Source organism: Halalkaliarchaeum sp. AArc-GB (assembly GCF_031432225.1).
Classification (GTDB): Archaea; Halobacteriota; Halobacteria; order Halobacteriales; family Haloferacaceae; genus Halalkaliarchaeum.
Genome location: NZ_JAVKGM010000007.1, coordinates 89,467 through 108,635, shown reverse-complemented (window position 1 = coordinate 108,635; position 19,169 = coordinate 89,467). Strand labels below are relative to the sequence as shown.

Below are 19,169 nucleotides of genomic sequence, written 5' to 3'. Positions count from 1 at the left end.
GACTGTTTTCCCATGTTGAAACCACTACCAGTTACGTTATAAGGAAAGTTCTAAGTACGTATCCAATAGTGGTTGTATCATAGAAGATGCAACGGAGAACGGTCCTCGCTGCAGCTGGCGGACTCACAGCAGCACTGGCCGGCTGTATGGGCGATAACGACGAGGATCACAACGCAGAGATCCTGGACGAGACGCTCACACTTACGACGACAACGAGTACTTACGACACGGGGTTGCTCGACGAGATAAATGTCGCATTCCAGGAGCGCTACGGCGCACGTGTCGAGGCCGTCGCCCAGGGGACAGGTGCCGCCCTCGAGACGGCACGGAACGGCGACTCCGACGTCGTAATGGTTCACGCGCGAGAGTTGGAAGACGAGTTCATACGGGACGGATACGGCGTGAACCGACGGGATCTGATGTTCAACGATTTCGTCGTCGTCGGCCCGGACGACGATCCCGCCGGAATCGACGGTATGGACGAAGTGACGGTAGCGTTCGAAACGATCGCGGACACGGAATCGGTCTTCGTCTCCCGGGGAGACAACTCCGGCACCCACGCGAAAGAACTCTCGATCTGGGACGAATCGGCGGCCCAACCGGGTGGAGAGTGGTATCGGGAAGCCGGGTCGGGGATGGGCGAAGTGCTGAACCAGGCGAGCCAGAGCGGCGCGTACGCCCTGGCGGATCGGGGGACGTTCCTCTCGATGCAGGCGGAGATCGATCTGGACATCAGGGTCGAAGGGCCGATCGAGGGAGGGCCTGAACTGCTCGAAAACCCCTACGGGATCGTGGCCGTCAATCCGGGCGTTCACGACCACGTCAACTACGATCTCGCCATGGCGTACATCGGATTCCTGACATCCCTGGAAGGCCAGCAACTCATCGAAGAGTACACTGTCGAGGGAGAACAGCTGTTCTTCCCCGAAGCGGTTTCAGACGATCCCAACTTCCAACAGTACGTACCGGAAGACTGGAGTTCGACGACCGACTGACTGGAGAACGGACCAGCGAACCAACCCATGATAGGAGCATCGGCGGCGTTACCCCCCTTCGCGGCGGCGCTGGAGGCCGGCTGGAGCGTACTGTTCGTCGATTTTCCGTTCGAGCGTCACTACGTCGAGAGCATCATCTACGTCTCGCTGTACGTGAGTCTCACCGCGGTGGTGTTGAGCACGCTGTTTAGCCTTCCAGTGGCCATGCTCGTCGGGTTCTCCGACTTTCCAGGGAAGGGATTCGTGGTCGCAGTCATCAACACGGGAATGGGGTTCCCGAGCGTCGTGGTCGGGCTGGTCGTCCTGTTTGCCGTCTCCAGTCAGGGACCGCTGGGAGCGTTCGATCTGGTGTTTACCAGAGAAGCGATGATCATGTCCCAGTTCGTGCTCGCCACGCCGGTGATAACGGGTGTGAGCCTCGCAGCGGTCACGAGCGTCGAGCAAGGGGTCCGTGACGCCGCGTACGCGATGGGCGGAACCCGCCTCGACGTTGCGCTCGTCACGATCAAGGAAGCTCGATACGGCATCGTCACAGGCATACTTGCAGGGTTGGGGCGGGCCATAAGCGAAGTCGGTTCAGTGTTGATCGTCGGCGGCAACATCGCGGGCGCAGAAGGACACTCTGTCACCCGCACACTCACGACTGCAATCCAGCTCGAGGCCCGCCAGGGCCGGTTCGAACTCGCCTTGATCCTGGGAGCGATCCTAGTCACGCTCGTGTTACTCATCAACGGCGTCGTCCTCCGCCTGGGGGGTGGCCGGATATGAGCGACTCGACGGCCCGGATCGACCGACAGCCGTCTACAACAGCAGACGGGATCGCCGTCGCAGGCGTGAGTCACGGCTTCGATGGCGAGGCCGTGCTCGAAGACGTCACTGTCTCGGTGAACCCGGGAGAGGTGCTCGCGATCATCGGCCCGTCCGGTACCGGAAAGACCACCCTGTTGCGGCTGCTGGCGCTCTTCGACCGACCCGACGTCGGGTCGATTCACCTCGACGGGACAGACGTCTGGGCCCAATCCGAACGGGATCGTCTCGCGGCCCGACGGCGAATCGGAATGGTGTTTCAGGAGCCGAACCTCTTCGACGCCTCGGTTCGTCGGAACGTGAGCTACGGACTGCAGATCCGGCGCGACTGGGATGACCGACTGAATCAGTGGTTTTCGCGTCTCATCGGCAAGAAAAACGGCACAGTGGCGACCGAAGCGCTCGAAATCGTCGGGCTCGAGGAGGCGGCTACGCAGGACGCGTCCTCGCTGTCCGGCGGGGAGGCCCAGCGCGTCGCGTTCGCCCGGGCACTGGCGTACGATCCGGATTTCCTGCTCCTGGATGAACCGACCTCGGACCTCGATCCCCGCAACACCGCTGTCCTCGAGGAGGCGATCGAGACCGCCCGCGACCAGGGCCTGGGCGTCGGGATCGCCACCCACGACATGAACCAGGCCGAACGCGTCGCCGACCGGGTGGCGGTGATGCTGCAGGGTCGGCTCATCGAGGTCGGGCCGACCGACCGCGTCTTTACAGATCCAGACGACCGACGAGTGCAGAAATTCATCGACGGGGAGCTCGTGTACTGACTGGCAGGACGGTCCGCCTGCAGCAGGCGAACCGACTAACTACGCCGGAGTCAAAACAGACCGTATGGACGAGAGTCCGGCCGGCCGAGCGAAGGCAACGCTCGCTGAAGGCGACGTCGAGTTCGACACGCGCGATGCAGTGCTATTGCGGATGATCCACCGGACTGGGTCGGTCGCAGCTGCAGCGACGGAGTTGGGGCGCTCCCGGGCACGAGCGCTCAGTCGAATCGAAGCTCTCGAAGCGGCGTTCGGTCCGCTCGTCGAACGCCGGCGGGGAGGCTCGGGCGGCGGGGGAAGCCGGCTGACCGAAACCGGTCGCCGCCTGCTCGATCGCTACGACCGCCTCTCGGCAGCGGTCTCGGCGACGGCAACCGTACCCGAAACAGTGCTGTCCGGCGTCGTTCGCGAAATCGACGGCGAAATGGCGACGCTCGAAACCGACGTCGGGCGGTTTCGGGGCCTCCACGAGGGGGTAGCAGTCGGCGACGACGCCCACATCCGGATCGGCGCGGACGCGGTGACGCTCCACGAATCAGGGGCGGTGCCGGAGCCGGACGCCACCAGCGCCCGCAACCGGCTCGAGGGGGTCGTCGCCGGCGTCGACTCCGGGGAGACAGTGTTCACGGTCCGGATCGACGTTCCAGGAGAACGCGACGGCGGAAGCGACGGTGGGAGTGACAGTGGGAGTGACGGCGACGATATCACGTTCCGAGCATTACTCACGAAAGACAGCGCACGCCGACTCGACGTCGAGTCGGGTTGTGAGGTTGCGCTCACCTGGAAGGCGACAGCCACGCGGGTCATCCAAGGCGTGAGTGGCAATCCCACGAGGTCGGAGTAGCCTCGAACTCACAGTCTGGACGCGTCGCCCCGGCCGTCGTACACGATCTCCCCGTCGACGATCGTCATCGCCACGTCGATCTCCCGGATCCGGTCGGGCGATTCCCAGGGCGATTCGGCGAGCACAGTCAGGTCCGCACACGTACCGGGTTCGATCGTCCCGAGCCGGTCCTCGTCGAAGCCGGCGTAGGCTGCCCCGTGCGTGTACGCCCTGATCGCCTCCGTCACCGACAGCCGCTGGCTCTCGGCGGGGGCATTCACCGCCCAGTGGATCCCGACGAGCGGCCCGAGCGGCATCCCGTCGCTACCGAACGCCAGCGGCGCGCCCGCATCGCGCAGTTTGGAGAGGCGGTTCGTCCGGGGGCGACGGTCGCCGAGCCGGGATTCGTACAGCCCCCCGGACACCGCCCACTTGTGGAAATTCGGCTGCATGGATGCGACGACGCCCAGCTCGCCGAACCGATCGATCGCCTCGTCAGTCGCGAGTTCGACGTGTTCGATCCGGTGTCTGGACGCCCCCGGATCCGTCGCGTGCTCCTCGAAGACGTCGAGCGTCGCGTCGATCGCCTCGTCGCCGATGGCGTGGACAGTCAACTGGAAGCCGGCGTCGTCGGCCCGCTCGACCAGCGTCGACAGCTCCGCGGGTGAAACGACCCACTGTCCGGTGCCGTCGCCGTCGTCGTACGGCGCCGACAGCTTCGCGGTGCGACCGCCGATCGAACCGTCTGTAAACGTTTTCACCCCGCCGACCTGCACCCTGTCGCTGCCGTGGTTCGTCCGGAGCCCCAGCTCCGCGAGCGCGTCGAGGTGATCCGACCAGTAGTTGAGTCGCACCCGGATCGGGAGCTCGCCGTCGAGATCCAGACCCCGGTACACCTGCGGGGCGTACGATCGCCGGACCATGTCGTGGACGCCTGTCAGGCCGAGTCCTGCGGCGTGCTCGGTCGCCGCCGAAAGCAGGCTCCGGGTCTCGTCGGGGCCCGGCTCGATCGCGTCGTACACCGGATCGACCGCCTCCTCGACGAGCACGCCTGTGGGCTTCCCCGCTTCGGTCTCGACGTCGTCGTCGGGCATCGACGACCGGAGCCGGTCGAGGACGACCGAGTTTACGGAAGCGACGTGCATGTCCTCCCGGAACGCCGCAACCGGCTGGGTATCCGAAACGGCGTTCAGATCCTCCCGAGTGAGATACCGGGACTCTTCCCAGCTGGATTCGTCGTAGCCGAACCCGAGGATCCAGTCGTCGCCGTCGGTGTCACCTCCATCGCCATCATCCCCGTCGGGGCTGTCGACGTCGAGCTCCTCGGCCCTGGCTTCGAGCCTGCCGAGCGCTTCCGACGGGCTCCCGGCGTCCGAGAGGTCGGCGTGGACGAGATAGCGACCGGTGGTCGTCATGTGGGTGTGGGCGTCGATCAACCCTGGGACGACCACCGCGCCGCCGAGATCGACGACCGTCGTGTTCGTGCCCGCGAGGAACTCGACGTCGTACGTCGTTCCGAGACGAACGATCTTCCCGTTCCGGATCGCTAGCGCCTCCGGGAGGTCGGCGCCTGGTCCGGCGTGGAATTCGCTCGCGTCAGCTCTCGCAGTAAACGGGTGGATCTCGCCGTTCAGCAGCACGAGATCGGCAGCCTGCGTCATGCGTGCAACGCCGAACGCGGGGCGGTTAACCGTTCGGGAACGCGACGATCGTGACCGGTACGTTCGGGAACGCGACGACCGCGGGGCTGGAGCGTGGCCTTTTATACCCCCGGCGGCCACCTGCGGGTATGCGAATCGAGGAGGGCGGCGTCGAGATCGACGTGACCGACGCCCGGGACGGCGCCAGCGACGGCACCGGCGACGGGGTGTTTTTCAACCCCGAACAGGAGCTCAACCGAGACGTGACCGTCGCGGTTCTCCGGGCGTATCGGAATCGGGACGACCGCGTGGAGTCGTATCTCGATGCAATGGCCGCCTCCGGAATCAGGGGGGTCAGAGCGGCCGCCGAGGGGTACGACGTCACCTGCTGTGACGTCGATACCGACGCCGTCGAACTGGCCCGCGGAAACCTCGACCGGAACGGGCTCGACGGCGAGGTCGTCCGCCGGGACGTGAACGCGCTGCTCCACGACCGCAACCGTGTGTTCGACGTGACCGACCTGGACCCGTACGGAACGCCGATCCCGTTCGCGGACGCCGCGTTCGCCAACACCCGGAATCTGGTGTGTGTCACCGCGACCGACACCGCACCGCTCTGTGGGGCCCACCTCGCCAGCGGGATCCGGAAGTACGGTGCAGTGCCACGGAACACCGACTACCACCCGGAGATGGGCCTCCGAACGCTTCTGTCGGCGCTCGTGCGGACCGCCGCCCGTTACGACCGGGCCGCGACCCCGATCTGCTCGCACGTCTCCCGACATTACGCCCGGACGTATCTCGAACTCGAATCGGGCGCACGCGCGGCCGACAAACTCCTTGAGGAGCTAGGTCACGTCTACCACTGCGAGGACTGCCTCCACCGGGAGGCCGAGCGCGGCTTCCACGCCGACGCTCCCGACTCGTGTTCGGTCTGTGGTAGCGAACGGGTGCTCACGGCCGGCCCCCTGTGGCTCGGCCCGATCCGGGACGCGGAGTTCGTTGTGAGCGTCCGCGATGCGATCACCGACGACATGGGAAAAGCAAAGCGCGCTCGGAAACTCCTGGAGACGGTCGCCTGCGAACTCGAGACGCCGACCCACTACGACCAGCACCGCCTGTGCAAACAGTGGGGCCGGCCGGCGATCGGGATGGACGAGTTCGTCGACCGGCTCCGGGATGCGGGGTTCGAAGCGACGCGAGCGCACTACAGCGGGACGGCGTTCAAGACGGACGCGACGATCCCCGAGATGCGGGACGCGACCGGCGACGACGGATAAACGGACGGCGGACCCGAACCGCTCAGCGGTCTCGTTCGCGAAGTTCCCGCAAAAGCGTCGCCGTACCGTCCATGTACTCTTCGGACACCACCGTGTCGGCAGCGTGCCGGGCGGCCTCGTCGGCGTTGCCGACGGCGTACGACTCGGCGACCAGCTCGAACGTCGAGACGTCGTTTTCGGAGTCGCCAATCGCGACGAACGATTCTGCGGGCACGCCGAGCCGGTCGGCGATCGCCGCCAGCCCCTCGCCCTTGGTCGGTTCCGGCGACTTGAGGTGGTACGCGAACCCGGTGTCGACGACGACGAGTCCGAACTCGTCTGCGACCTCCCGGAGCAGCGCCTCGTCGGCCGAAAGCGACAGCGCGACCTCTGTCTCGCGCCACCGGTTCACCGTCGAGTCGGGCCCCCACTCGAGGCTTCCGCCCCGGTCGGCGTACGCCTCGAGGGCGGCCCACGCCGCCTCCCGGTCGCCCCGGAGGGTGGTCTCGCCGTCGACATGGACGACTCCGCCGTTTTCGGCGACGATCCGCTCTGGAAGTCCCAGGAAGTGACAGAGTGCGATCGGATACGGAAACGCCTTCCCGGTGGCCAAAATCACCGGGGCGTCCCACCCCGGAAGCAGTTCGAAGACGCGGGGATCCAGCCGGCCCGTCGGCGTCGTGAGCGTCCCGTCGATGTCCAGTGCGAGCGGAACAGCCATACTCCAGAGCGGCGTTCCGCCCGGAAAACGCTCCCGATTCTATCCCCCGAATTATTGAGGGAGTAGTCTCTGGGGTACAGTATGTCCACACGCCGGCTGCTCGCCCTGTCCCCGGTGAATATTACGTTCGTGTACCTCGGGTTCGGAATCCTCTGGATCGCAACCACGGACTCCGCCGTCGTGCTTTTCGTCGCCGACCCGGACGTCGCTACCTTCCTCCAGACGATCAAAGGCTGGGTCTTTGTGGCACTGTCAGCGGGTCTGATCTTCGGACTCACGCGGGTGCGTGAGCGACGGCTCGAACAGTCGGAACAGCGTCTCCGCACCGCCACCGAGCAGATCCAGGTACTCCACCGGGTGCTCCGGCACAACATCCGGAACGACGTCAACGTGATTCACGGCTACGTAGACATGGTTTACGACGAACTGGATACGTCGGAATCGAAAGCAAAACTCGACCACGCCCTCGAGCGTTCCAGACGGATCGCGACGATGAGCGACAAGATCCGGATCCTGGGCGAGCTCGATATCACCGACGAAACCCACGGGACAGTCGATCTCGTTCGGGTAACAGAACGCTGTCTCGAGGAGGCCAGTTTCGAGGACACTCCCGACATCACGGTTACCTCGACTGTTCCCGAACGAGCACCGGTACAGGCGACCCCGGCGATACGACACGGGATCGAAGAACTGCTCGAAAACGCGATCGAACACGCCGACGGCGCCGACGACGCGGTTCGGCTCACGATCGAGATTCGCCGGACCAACGGCGAGATCGAGCTGGTGATCGCGGACGACGGCCCCGGAATCCCGCCGCACGAACTGGCTCCCCTGGAGGCGGAATCGGAGTCTGAACTCCGGCACATGAGCGGCGTCGGACTGTGGATCGCGAAGTGGGTCTGTGAAGTACACGACGGGACGATCGACGTGGAAACCGGGAACGACGGAACCTCCGCGACGCTTCGATTCCATGCAGCGACCGAACCGGTGAGCGTCGAAGCGGCGATCGAACGAGCCAGAGAATCGCTTCCCGATTCAGCGCCAGTTCCGGCGTGAACACTATTTAAACCCTGTGCGTGAAGGAATGACATGGGGCGCTCGACGGGCTGTAGAGTCTCTCCGGCCGACCGCTAACAAAGGATTTATATAGAATCACAAACAATCGGGGAACGACTATGTCTCAGCGACAGCGCATGGGCAACCAGCCCATGATCGTACTTTCCGAGGAGAGCCAGCGGACGTCCGGCAAGGACGCCCAGACGATGAACATCACGGCCGGCAAGGCCGTCGCCGAGTCGGTTCGAACGACCCTCGGCCCGAAAGGGATGGACAAGATGCTCGTCGACTCGACGGGCAGCGTCGTCGTCACGAACGACGGCGTCACCATCCTCAAGGAGATGGACATCGACCACCCGGCGGCGAACATGATCGTCGAGGTCGCCGAGACCCAGGAGGACGAGGTCGGCGACGGGACGACCTCGGCGGTCGTGGTCGCGGGTGAACTCCTCGATCAGGCCGAGGAGCTGCTCGACCAGGACATCCACGCGACGACGCTCGCTCAGGGGTACCGCCAGGCCGCAGAGAAGGCCAAAGAACTGCTCGAAGAGCAGGCCATCGACGTCAGCGAGGACGACCGCGAGGTGCTCACCCAGCTCGCCGCCACGGCGATGACGGGCAAAGGCGCCGAGTCGGCCCGCGACCTGCTGGCCGAACTCGTCGTCGACGCCGTCACCGCGGTCGCCGACGACGACGGGGTCGACACCGACAACGTCTCCGTCGAGAAGGTCGTCGGCGGCTCCATCGACAACTCCGAACTCGTCGAGGGCGTCATCGTCGACAAGGAGCGCGTCGACGAGAACATGCCCTACGCGGTCGAGGACGCGAACGTCGCGCTGTTCGACGGTGCAATCGAGGTCAAGGAGACCGAAATCGACGCCGAAGTCAACGTCACCGACCCCGACCAGCTCCAGAAGTTCCTCGACCAGGAGGAAGAGCAGCTCCGCGAGTACGTCGACAAGCTGGTCGACGTCGGCGCCGACGTCGTCTTCGTCGGCGACGGAATCGACGACATGGCCCAGCACTACCTCGCCCAGGAGGGCATCCTGGCGGTCCGCCGGGTCAAAAGTGACGACTTCCGCCGGCTGGCCCGCGCGACGGGCGGTCAGGTCGTCTCCAACCTCGATGACCTCTCCGAGGAGGACCTCGGCTTCGCCGGCTCCGTCGCCCAGAAGGACGTCGGCGGCGACGAGCGCATCTTCGTCGAGGACGTCGAGGAGGCTCGCTCGGTTACGCTGATCCTCCGGGGCGGCACCGAACACGTCGTCGACGAAGTCGAGCGTGCGATTATCGACAGCCTCGGCGTGGTCCGCACGACTCTCGAGGACGGACAGGTGCTGCCCGGCGGCGGCGCACCCGAGACACAGCTGGCGCTGGACCTGCGTGACTTCGCCGACTCCGTCGGCGGCCGCGAGCAGCTCGCCGTCGAGGCGTTCGCCGACGCGCTGGAGGTCATCCCGCGCACGCTCGCCGAGAACGCCGGCCTCGACCCGATCGACTCGCTGGTCGACCTGCGCGCCCGCCACGACGGCGGCGAACGCGCGGCCGGGCTGGACGCCTACACCGGCGGCGTCATCGACATGCAGGAGGAGGGCGTCGTCGAACCCCTCCGCGTGAAGACTCAGGCGATCGAATCCGCCACCGAGGCGGCCGTGATGATCCTCCGGATCGACGACGTCATCGCTGCGGGCGACCTCCGCGCCTCCGGCGACGACGGCGGCGACGACGATATGCCCGCCGGCGGTGCCGGCGGTATGGGCGGTATGGGCGGTATGGGCGGCATGGGCGGCGCAATGTGAAGTCGGCCACAGCCTGACACCCATCCGACCGCCGGATCGCCGTTCGACCACCGGACCGGCGTCCGATCGCCGCATCCGCTCCGATCTTCGTTTCTTTCGCGTCGGACCATCGACCGAACAGTCCGTCCTCGGCATCCCCGGCACAGTTTCATCTGGCTGATGTTTTTATCCCTGCCACCCCAACTGTCGCACATGGCCGAACACGGCACCTACCTCGTCGGCGATCGCGTGTTCCCGTACTACCGGTTCGGGAGCGGCGACGTTCCGCTCGTCGTGCTTCCGGGGATAAGCGACGCGCTCCGACCGGCTGGCACGTCCACAGTCACCGGCGCGTTGCTCCAGTACGGCATGTTCAGAGCGTACCGCGAGTACGACGTGTGGATCGTCAGTCGACCTCGAGATCTCCCCGGGGAAGCGACGACTCAGTCGATGGCCGACGACTACGCCGCGCTGTTAGATCGGATCGGCGAGGCCCACGTGCTCGGGCTCTCGATGGGCGGACTGATCGCCCAGCATCTCGCGGCGGAGCACCCCGAACAGGTCCGACGGCTGGTGCTGGGGGTCGCGGGCGCCCGTGTCGGTCCAGAGGGGCGGGAGACGCTCGACCGCTGGGCGGCGTGGGGCGGAAAACACCGGTTCCGGGACGTGTACCTCGACGCCGTCGAGGTGTCGTACACTGGGTACCGAAAGCTGCTGTACCCGCCGATCGTGCGAGTGGCGTCCCGGCTGTTGCGCGAGCCCGCGGCGCCGGACGACTTCGTCGTTTCGTGTGCGGCGTGTCGCGACCACGACGGGCGCGAGGCGCTGTCGAAGATCGAGGCGTCGACGCTGGTCGTCGGTGGGAGTCACGACCACTTCTTCCCGGAGTCGACCCTGCGGGAGACTGCCGCCGGGATCGACGGCGCGAAGCTGGCGCTTTTGGGCGGCACCGGCCATGCCGCCTACGAGGAGCGACGCGGCGACTGGGACGCGACCGTCACGGCGTTCCTCACTGACGAGCTGTGATCGGGTGACGGCCGCCGCTCGAACCGATCGCAGCAAATCGATCCCATGTCCACACGTTTACCACGTCACGGAGTCACCTACTTCGCATGGCGCGAGAAGTCACACACACCGAAACCGGACCGCAGCGGCTCGACGAGGACGACATGGGCGACGACGGGGCGATCTTCGTCTGTCGGTGCGGGCTCTCCGCGAACAAGCCGTTCTGTGACGGGTCACACAACGCGACCCGCGACGAAGAGGAGGGCGCGGTGTACAAGTACGAAAACGACGACAGCGACGGCCCTCGAAGGGAAATCGAAGAGATCGTGTTCCGCGACGAAAGCTGAAGGCAGCCGAACGTGAGGGCGCTCTACAAGACGCCCATCTCGTCGAGCCGCTCGGGCAGATACGTGTCGGTAACGAAGTCGAGTCCGCGGGAGGCAAGCGCCTGCTGTTCGGCCTTCTTGTCGATGTCGAGCTGGAGCTGTATCTGTTCCTCCCAGAAGTCGGTCTGGAACCGCGGATCTTCCAGCTCCGACTCCAGGGCGTTTTCGTCCGAGTCAGAAAGAGGGTCCGTGGGAAGATCGTACTCGACGATGTCTTCCGGCCGGATGCCGACGTACTCGGCCTCCGGGGTCGCCAAATACTCCGAGAGGTGTGCCGACTTGATCGAGCCGTACGCCACCGAGCCGTAGATCCGGTAGGACCACGGGTCGCCGTCGGTAAACACCAGCGCCGGGATCCCCTGCTCGTCGTGGAGCCGCTTGATGATTCGACGGGTCGCCCGCGCCGGCTGTCCCTTGAGGTGGACGACCAGACAGTTGTACTCCTCGTCGAAGCCGTTCTCGACCAGCCGGTCGCGCATCCCGCCCGTCTCGACGGCCAGCATGAAGTCGACGTCGTGATCGAGGAATTCGATCGTGTCCGGATTGTTCGGGATCTGGTAGCCCCCCTCGCCGACGTCCTTCTGGCAGTGGATCTCCCGCTCCCCGCGCCGGGTCTGCTCGCGGAGTTCGAGGGGACCCATCAGCGTCGCGCCCGACTCCTCCGGGCGCATGTGAAAGTCCTCGCGGGTCACTTCCGAGACGATTTCGAGGTCCTCGACGAGCTGGTTCGACTCGTCTTGACTCGAGAACTGCGCCTCCTCGTTGTCCCACGACTCCGAGAGGTAGTACAGCTCACGCAGGGTCGAGGAACGCCCCTCTTCGAGCTGGTTTGCGAGGAACTCGATCGTGTAGGCCGCCTTCAGCAGTTTCCGGGCCCCGCGAACCGAATTCGCCGATCGAGTCGACGTTCGGTCGCCGTACACCCACACGCCCTTCTCCTCGTCGTACTCGATGTTGCTTTTCGTCCGAGTGGGCAGTGTCATCTCGGGGATCTGCCCCTCGGCGAACTGGTCGTAAAACTCCGCGGCGAGGGCGATGAGTTCCTCGCGTGCGTCCGCTTGTGAATCCTGTGTGCTCATGTATTATCCGTGATCAGGTGTCGATCGTCAGTTTCTCGGCGTCGATCCCGTCGACGTTGATGTCGAACGTCGCCTCCCCGTCGACGTCGTAGCTGAGCTGTGCCTCCTCGCCGGCGGCGACGTCGACCGTCCAGGTGAGGAAATACTCCCCGTCGACCTCCACTGCCGACGCGCCGTCGCCGATCGAGGAGGGTTTCTGGCTCACGATTTCGGTGATCTCGAGCTCTTCCCCCCGATCAGAGTAGTTCTCGACGTGCAGCGTGACGCTCCCGTTCTCGACGGTCCGTTCGACGCTGACGTTGTTCATGATCCGCGCGAGCGCGCCGTCGATGTTGGGCGGCTCCCGGCCGGTCACCTCCGACACCTTCTGGGCCATCTCCGGGAGGATCCGCCCGAGGACGTCCTGCTTTTCCCGGCGTTTTTGCATCGACCGCCGACGGTTGAGATAGGACTTCAACTCCCGGGACGCCTCCCGGATCGCCAGCTCGATCTCGTCTTCGATCTCCGGGACGTTCGCGATGGCGTCCTTCGACTCGCTGGTAAAGGGAACGTTCGTCGACGCGACGTGGACCATGATCACCGCCGGCCCATTGGGGACGCCGCTGCCGCCGGGCTGGTCGAGCCCGTAGTTGCGCCAGCCGATCCGTTTCACGACGTCGGTGGTCGCACACGCCCCGCGCTGGTAGACCAGCGGAACCCGGTTAGCGAACCGGAGCACGTCGGCGTTCCCCTCTGCGGGCAAGGCCCCGCCGTAGGCGATCCCGGCCTCGACGATGAACGGATCGCCGCCGTGTACCTCGGCGTCGCGGGTCGCCGCCGCATAGAAGTCGGCGTCGAACTCCTTGCGGAGCCCCGCCTCGACGAGTTCGGCGGTGATCGGCGCCAGACAGTCCGTCGGCGGCGCGAGGATGTCCGTCTCCCGCATCGCCTCGAGCAGGTCTCTGGCGGCATTTCGTTCGTCGGCAACGACCTTCACCTTCGGCGGATCGTCCGGGACGGTCGCCATCGTCGCCCACAACGTCTCGGTGACGTTCTCCCGAGCGGTCTCGCCGACCGTTGCGCCGTCGTACTCCATCGTCGCCTCCGCGGCGTCGTCGACGTACGTCCGGAGCCCCTCGCGAGTGACACGGTGGCGCTCGTCCCCGGACGCGAACTTCCGGGCGATCCGCCGGGCCAGCGCCTCTACGGTGGCGTCGTCCTTCCGCTCGCTGGTCGCCTCGTCCACCAGGGCGTACAGGTCGGCTGTGAGCCGACCCCGGTCCGATCCACCGGCGCTGGCACCGCCCGCCCCGTCTCCGGCGCTGACGTCCCCCCGGTCGACCTCGTCGGCCTCCGGATCGTCGAGCCCCTCGTCGGTGATCTCGTTCCAGGCGGCGTCGAGCGCCTTCTCCCGGACCGTTTCACCGAACGTCTTTCCGGTCTCGTCTTCGATCGCCTCGGCGGCCTGTTCGATCAGGCTCCGGAGCTGGAAATGCGTCACCCGGTCGCGATCGGCCAGCGCGTCAGTGACCCGTTCGGCGAACGCTGCGGTCGCCTCCTTGCCCTTGTTGGCGACCGCCTCCTCGAGAGCCGCCCCGACGTCGGCGTCCTCGTGGGGCCGGGGCGGCGTCCAGGACATCTCGCGGCCGTAGTGTCGGTCCCGGAACGCGGCCACGATGCTGTCTGTCGTCTTTCCGCCCACTCTTGTGAACTCCGACTGGAGAAAACCCGACACCGAGTAGGAGTCGGTTGCTTCCAGCATCTTGATGAGCGTCCCGAGCTCGACGCCGTGGGGGTGTGGGCGGATCTCCTTGGTCTCGGCGGGGAGCTGGTCGGTCGCGCGCTCGAACTTCAGCGGCTCGTCGAGTTTGGGCTCCCGGAGCTCGATCCGGGCGTGGGGGTTGACCACCGCAGTGTGTTTGATGTACTGGTGGAGCTGGGACCGGGCGCGCATGTTCGCCTCCATCTCGAGTTCGATCCGCGTGCCATGCGGGCGGTCCCAGCTGGTGGTTTTCGCCTCCTTGATCTCCGGCTCGTTGTCGTCGGTGTCGATGATCAACTCGACGTACTCCGCCTCCGAGGCCCCTTTCGGTCGAGACGTGATCTTCGCGGGCTCCCCGGAGGTGAGCTGGGAGTACAGGACGGCCGCGGAGATTCCAATCCCCTGCTGACCGCGCGACTGAGCCCGGATGTGGAACCGGGAGCCGTACAGGAGTTTTCCGAATACTTTCGGCATCTCCTCTCTGGTGATCCCGGGCCCGTTGTCCTCGATCACGAGACGGTAGTAGTCGCCGACATCTTCGATCTCGACGTAGATGTCGGGGAGGATTCCTGCCTCCTCTCCAGCGTCGAGAGCGTTATCTACACCCTCTTTTACCGCTGTAACAAGTCCTCGGGCCCCCGAATCGAACCCGAGCATGTGCTTGTTCTTCTCGAAGAACTCGGCGATGGAGATCTGCCGCTGGCCCTCGGCCAGCTCCTCGGCGATCCCGGCATCCTCGCCGAGCGTCGACTGGAAGGACGTCATTCGTGTGCCCGCCCCTTCCCCGCCGGAACGTAAAACCTCTCCGCCATCGCGGTGAAAGTGAACCGAACCCCGGGACTGCGCCCGCCCGACGACTCCCTTCGGTCAAGTGACGACCACGGTGTCGACGATGACGATCAACGCGAAGCCAACGAGGAACGCGGCGGTCGCGGCGTCCGCGTAGCCGTGGCCGTGGCTCGACGGGATCATCTCCCGGAAGACGACCGCGAGCATCGCGCCGGCGGCGACCCCAGCTGCGAAGGGGAACAGTCCCTCGAAGAGGGCGACGAACAGGAAGCCGGCGACGGCGGCCGCGACCTGTGGAACGACTCCCGACAGCGTCGTGTACGCGAGCAGTTTACTCCTGGAGATTCCCGTTTCGCCGAACGGCACGGCGAAGGCAAACCCGTCCGGGACGTTCTGTATCGCGATCACGATCGCGAGCACCAGCGCAACCTCCTCGAGCCCGGAGGCGTACCCGACCCCGATCGCCAGCCCCTCCGGGGCGTTGTGCAGCGTGATCGCCGCCCCGACGAGCACCGCCCGCCGAATCGTCGGCGTCAGTGCCGCCTCGTCGGCGCCGCCCTCCCCGACGAGCCCCCGGTACTGGGCGTGGAAGTGTGGAATCAACCTGTTTGCGACCAGCAGGAACGCCCCGCCGGCGAACACGCCGGCGACGACGACCGGCAGCGATCCTTCTTCCATCCCCGGGACGATGAGGCCGAAGACGCTGGCGGCGACCATCACTCCGGCGGCGAGCCCCAACGCGGCGTCGTAGGTCCGGTGGCTCACATCCGTTCGAAAGAAGACGGGGAGCGCACCCACACCCGTCGCCGCGCCGGCGAGAAACGTCACGAGGATCACCGTACCGAGGTCCGTCATTCGAGTCGGTTGCGGGTTCTACTCCCATTCATATAAAAGGCAACAGCGTTTTCTCCCGGGACACCCTCGCAGGGGACATGACCGAAAACGTCGACCCCGAGGACATCGACTCTGAAGATGTCGATCCCGACGGCGTCGACTCCGAGGACGTCGACTCCGAACCCGTCACCCCCGAGGAGATGGACCTCCCCCCGGCGTCGGAGGAGGGCGGCGGTGGTCGGGAGTACGATCCCGAGGCGGAACACGACTTCCCCGACGAGAAGGTGAATCGCGTCCTGAAAGCGATCGAGTCGGATCCCGAAATCCGGACGTATCTCCGGGCCCAGAACGTCAACCCGGTCGACCGAATGGGGTACAACGACCACGGGAAGAAACACGTCGAGATCGTCCGCAACCGGGCGCTCAGGCTGTACGACCTGCTCAAGCGCGGCGGCGTGGAGTTCAACGGCGCCCGCGATCAGGGGCTCGAAGAGGCCGACGAGGCGGTGATCGTCGCACTGGCGGCCACCTTACACGACATCGGCCACGTAGTTCACCGCGACGAACACGTCTACTACTCGATTCCGTTGGCAGCGGACGTCCTCGACCGGCTGTTGCCGGAGTTTTATAGCCCCGAGGACGCGGTCAAGGTGAAATCAGAGACGCTACACGCAATCCTCTGTCACCACACCGAGGAGATCCCGCTCTCCCGGGAGGCCGGAATCATCCGGGTGGCGGATGGCCTCGACATGGAGCGGGGTCGCTCCCGGGCGCCGTACGAACAGGGCGGCCGCGGGATCAACACACTCTCCTCGCAGGCGATCCAGTCTGTTCGGCTGGAGGAAGGTAACTCCAGTCCCGTGTACGTCGAAATCGAGATGACGAACGCCGCCGGCGTCTACCAGGTCGACAACCTCCTCAAGGCGAAACTCGAGGATTCGCTGCTCGAGGACCTGGTTCGGATCATCGCCATAAACACGAAACGGGAAGATCGACTCGTCGAGCGGATCGAACTGTAGAGAGACCCCGGGCGGTTCACGGCCGGAGGGGAGTGGACGGGAGGCAATCGACGGCGCGACGGACGGCAATAGTGTCTTTTTTGTCTGCCCACCGGGGTGTTTCGAAACGTAACAGTGGCCGGGTTCGGGAGCTCGATCGGACTGTTGAAGGATCGAGAGTTCGCCGCCCTCGCGGGAACGGCGTTCGCGAGGAGCCAGGCGTACTCGACGATTCTGATCGCACTGGCGCTGTACGCCGACGCGTTCGGGACCTCCGGCTTCGTCGAAGGGCTGTTCGGAACTGCCTTCGCGATCGTCCAGCTGTTCGTCGTGTTGCCACTCGGACGGAAAGTCGACACCGGAAACGCGAAGCTGTTCCTGCTTGCGGGGTTTCTGATCAACGTCGGCGTGTTCGTCGGCTTTATCCTGGTCCAGAACTCGATTCACGTCGTTCTCGTCCGTATGCTCCAGGGCCTCGGCGCGTCGGTGCTGTGGATTACGGGATCGACGATCGTCGGCGAGATCAGCCCCGACGGCGAGCGGGGACGGTGGCTCGGCTCATACAACCAGTTCGCCTCCTTCTCCTCGCTGGCGGGCGACGTCGTTGGGGGCTACCTCCTGTACGCACACGGCTTCACCACGACGTACGTTGTGTTGTCGGGCGTCACGCTGGGCGCATTCGTTCTCGTGTTCGGATTCCTGCGTGACAACCCCGGCGGGAGGAAGGATCCCGATGAGGCAGGCGGCGTCGAGACGTTCCGCGACCTGCTCGACCTGCCGATGCTGCGTGCGCTGATCGTCTTTCGATTCACGTTCAGCGTAGGAAAGATGGCGGTCATTATCTTCCTCCCGATCTACGCTCGGACGTCGTTCGGCATCTCCGCGTTCGCGATCGGGTGGATCATGGCGGGCGGGAAGCTAACCAAGGCGCTGACGCAAGGGTTCGTGGGCGATCTCACCGACCGCCTGGGTCACAAACACTACTTTGTCGCAGTCGGGGCGATCCTCTACGGCCTCGGCACCGGGCTGATTCCGCTTGCCGCGTACTTCGAAGGCCGGATCGAGCCGTACCACGTCTCCTTCTTCGGTGATTCGATGGTGCTCGGCGGGGCGTTCTTCGCTTTGTTTTCCGCCTACGCAGTGCTCGGGCTCGCCGACAGCATCCGGCTGCCCGCGAGCATGGCGCTGTTCGTCGAGGAGGGGGAGGCGTACGACTCGGTAGCCTCCAGCATGTCCTTGCGGTCGCTCTCCTGGAAGATCGGCCAGGTTACCGGCCCAGTGCTAGTCGGGACGACGATGGACTTCGTCTCCACCGAGGCCGGGTTCCTGCTCGCGGCAGGGTTCATCGTCTTTGCCACCGGCGGGTTCACGGTGATGGCATCCCGGGCACGAACGACCGGCACGTCCGGGGAACCGATCCCCGGTGACTGATGATAATTAGTGTAGTGATTTACCGGTCAGTGGGCCACCCCGTGGGCCGATCGTCCGGTTACGGCCGAAAATAATCATTACGAGGAACCGGTTCGCGACACCGCAAACGTTCGGTTTACGGTGTTCGGTGGCGAACCCGGACACAGTGAAGCGACACACGTTCGGTGTCCTGCTGGTACTCGTTGCCTCTGCGGGGTTCGGGACGCTCGCCATCTTCGGCAAGTTCGCGGAAGCGGCAGGCCTCAACACGACGACGCTTCTCGCCTTCCGGTTCACTATCGGTGCTGGCCTGCTTTGGGTCGGGTTGGCAGTTCTCGGCCGGGCTCGTCGCCTCCCGGCGGGACAGTTGAAGGTCGCGTTCGCGCTGGGACTGCTGTACGCCTCCTTTTCGGCACTGTTCTTCTGGGCACTGTTGTACATTCCGGCGGGGGTCGCGGCGATCGCGTTCTACACGTATCCGGCGTACGTGTACGCCATCTCGGTGAGCGTTTTGAACGAACAGCTCACCCGGCTGAAGCTGGTCGCGCTGGTGGTTGCCGTGTTCGGGGTCGCCCTGATCGTCGGCGGTGACACCGCCGCGATCGACCCGTTCGGGATCGCGCTGATACTGCTTGCCGCGCTGGGATACGCACTCTACATCGCGGGGAGCCGCGCGGCGCTCGGGTCGATCGCTCCCGATCTCCTCGCAGGGGTCGTGTTGATCGCCACCTCGATCTCGTTCGTCGGATTCGGCTTCGTTTCGGGACGGCTGTTCGTCCCGGCAGGTGGCCAGCAGTGGGGGATCATCCTCGGGATCGCGGTGATCGGGACCGCCCTCCCGATCTTCCTGTACGTAACCGGCCTCGAGCACATCGAAGCCAGTCAGGCGAGCATCCTCGGGACCGCAGAACCGCTCGTGACTGTGCTCCTCGGCGTCGCCCTGCTGGGCGAGGTCGTCACGCCAGCCGTCGCCGTCGGTGGGGCGCTGGTGCTGCTCGGAGTCGCCTTGATCCAGACGGACGCGGCAGGCGACGTTCGGACGCCCCAGTAACCGACCGACCGGTTGAAGGGTCTCCTCTACAAT

17 protein-coding genes are annotated in these 19,169 nt (G+C 65.4%); 12 read left to right on the top strand and 5 right to left on the bottom strand.

Features of this window, described 5'->3' with window-relative positions; translation table 11 throughout:
• The first annotated feature begins 86 nt into the window (after positions 1 to 86).
• The 4 genes from RH858_RS08995 to RH858_RS08980 all read left to right on the top strand — a co-directional run bounded on the left by RH858_RS08995 (position 87) and on the right by RH858_RS08980 (position 3,413).
• Positions 87 to 995 carry a substrate-binding domain-containing protein gene (locus RH858_RS08995; RefSeq protein WP_310561642.1) on the top strand — a complete coding sequence of 303 codons (909 nt, stop codon included), beginning with the start codon at positions 87 to 89 and terminating at the stop codon, positions 993 to 995.
• 27 nt (positions 996 to 1,022) lie between these two features.
• The gene (locus RH858_RS08990; RefSeq protein WP_310561641.1) at positions 1,023 to 1,763 is read left to right on the top strand and encodes an ABC transporter permease; all 741 of its coding nucleotides are present in this window, start codon (positions 1,023 to 1,025) and stop codon (positions 1,761 to 1,763) included.
• A complete protein-coding gene (locus tag RH858_RS08985) occupies positions 1,760 to 2,572 on the top strand; it encodes a phosphate ABC transporter ATP-binding protein (protein WP_310561640.1) in 813 nt (270 codons plus the stop codon). The genes RH858_RS08990 and RH858_RS08985 overlap by 4 nt, the downstream gene beginning before the upstream one ends.
• Positions 2,573 to 2,636: 64 nt before the next feature.
• A complete protein-coding gene (locus RH858_RS08980; protein ID WP_310561639.1) occupies positions 2,637 to 3,413 on the top strand; it encodes a LysR family transcriptional regulator in 777 nt (258 codons plus the stop codon).
• Positions 3,414 to 3,421: 8 nt separating this feature from the next.
• Here RH858_RS08980 and RH858_RS08975 read toward each other — a convergent pair whose 3' ends face one another.
• Positions 3,422 to 5,053, bottom strand: a complete 1,632-nt coding sequence (locus RH858_RS08975) for an amidohydrolase (RefSeq protein WP_310561638.1) — start codon at positions 5,051 to 5,053, stop codon at positions 3,422 to 3,424.
• Positions 5,054 to 5,181: 128 nt separating this feature from the next.
• Between RH858_RS08975 and RH858_RS08970 the strand changes: the two genes are divergently transcribed.
• Positions 5,182 to 6,309 (top strand): tRNA (guanine(26)-N(2))-dimethyltransferase, encoded by a 1,128-nt coding sequence (locus tag RH858_RS08970; RefSeq protein WP_259533919.1) that lies wholly within the window; start codon positions 5,182 to 5,184, stop codon positions 6,307 to 6,309.
• Positions 6,310 to 6,331: 22 nt separating this feature from the next.
• On the opposite strand, the gene RH858_RS08965 is transcribed toward RH858_RS08970, so the two are convergent.
• Entirely contained in the window at positions 6,332 to 7,009 is a 678-nt protein-coding gene (locus RH858_RS08965; protein ID WP_259533920.1) for an HAD-IIB family hydrolase, read from the bottom strand.
• 81 nt (positions 7,010 to 7,090) lie between these two features.
• On the opposite strand from RH858_RS08965, the gene RH858_RS08960 reads away from it, so the two are divergent.
• From RH858_RS08960 to RH858_RS08945, 4 genes are all read left to right on the top strand, one after another.
• Positions 7,091 to 8,065 carry a HAMP domain-containing sensor histidine kinase gene (locus RH858_RS08960; protein ID WP_310561637.1) on the top strand — a complete coding sequence of 325 codons (975 nt, stop codon included), beginning with the start codon at positions 7,091 to 7,093 and terminating at the stop codon, positions 8,063 to 8,065.
• A gap of 152 nt (positions 8,066 to 8,217) precedes the next feature.
• A complete protein-coding gene (gene thsA, locus RH858_RS08955) occupies positions 8,218 to 9,864 on the top strand; it encodes a thermosome subunit alpha (RefSeq protein WP_259536440.1) in 1,647 nt (548 codons plus the stop codon).
• A 192-nt stretch (positions 9,865 to 10,056) separates the two neighbouring features.
• Positions 10,057 to 10,869, top strand: coding sequence for an alpha/beta hydrolase (locus RH858_RS08950; RefSeq protein WP_310561636.1), 813 nt, complete (start codon positions 10,057 to 10,059; stop codon positions 10,867 to 10,869).
• A gap of 86 nt (positions 10,870 to 10,955) precedes the next feature.
• Positions 10,956 to 11,195 carry a CDGSH iron-sulfur domain-containing protein gene (locus RH858_RS08945; RefSeq protein WP_259533923.1) on the top strand — a complete coding sequence of 80 codons (240 nt, stop codon included), beginning with the start codon at positions 10,956 to 10,958 and terminating at the stop codon, positions 11,193 to 11,195.
• Positions 11,196 to 11,218: 23 nt separating this feature from the next.
• Here the strand turns inward: RH858_RS08945 and RH858_RS08940 are convergent, their stop codons facing one another.
• The 3 genes from RH858_RS08940 to RH858_RS08930 form a co-directional block, all read right to left on the bottom strand.
• Positions 11,219 to 12,313: a DNA topoisomerase IV subunit A gene (locus RH858_RS08940; RefSeq protein WP_259533924.1), complete on the bottom strand. Its 1,095-nt coding sequence runs from the start codon at positions 12,311 to 12,313 to the stop codon at positions 11,219 to 11,221.
• 13 nt (positions 12,314 to 12,326) lie between these two features.
• Positions 12,327 to 14,819 (bottom strand): DNA topoisomerase VI subunit B, encoded by a 2,493-nt coding sequence (locus RH858_RS08935; RefSeq protein ID WP_259533925.1) that lies wholly within the window; start codon positions 14,817 to 14,819, stop codon positions 12,327 to 12,329.
• Between the two features lie 102 nt (positions 14,820 to 14,921).
• Positions 14,922 to 15,698, bottom strand: a complete 777-nt coding sequence (locus RH858_RS08930) for a ZIP family metal transporter (protein ID WP_259533926.1) — start codon at positions 15,696 to 15,698, stop codon at positions 14,922 to 14,924.
• Between the two features lie 179 nt (positions 15,699 to 15,877).
• Between RH858_RS08930 and RH858_RS08925 the strand changes: the two genes are divergently transcribed.
• The 3 genes from RH858_RS08925 (at position 15,878) to RH858_RS08915 (ending at position 19,136) form a co-directional block, all read left to right on the top strand.
• The gene (locus RH858_RS08925) at positions 15,878 to 16,696 is read left to right on the top strand and encodes an HD domain-containing protein (RefSeq protein ID WP_259536441.1); all 819 of its coding nucleotides are present in this window, start codon (positions 15,878 to 15,880) and stop codon (positions 16,694 to 16,696) included.
• A 114-nt stretch (positions 16,697 to 16,810) separates the two neighbouring features.
• Positions 16,811 to 18,106, top strand: a complete 1,296-nt coding sequence (locus RH858_RS08920) for an MFS transporter (RefSeq protein ID WP_259533927.1) — start codon at positions 16,811 to 16,813, stop codon at positions 18,104 to 18,106.
• Between the two features lie 127 nt (positions 18,107 to 18,233).
• Positions 18,234 to 19,136, top strand: a complete 903-nt coding sequence (locus tag RH858_RS08915) for an EamA family transporter (RefSeq protein ID WP_310561635.1) — start codon at positions 18,234 to 18,236, stop codon at positions 19,134 to 19,136.
• Positions 19,137 to 19,169 lie beyond the last annotated feature (33 nt).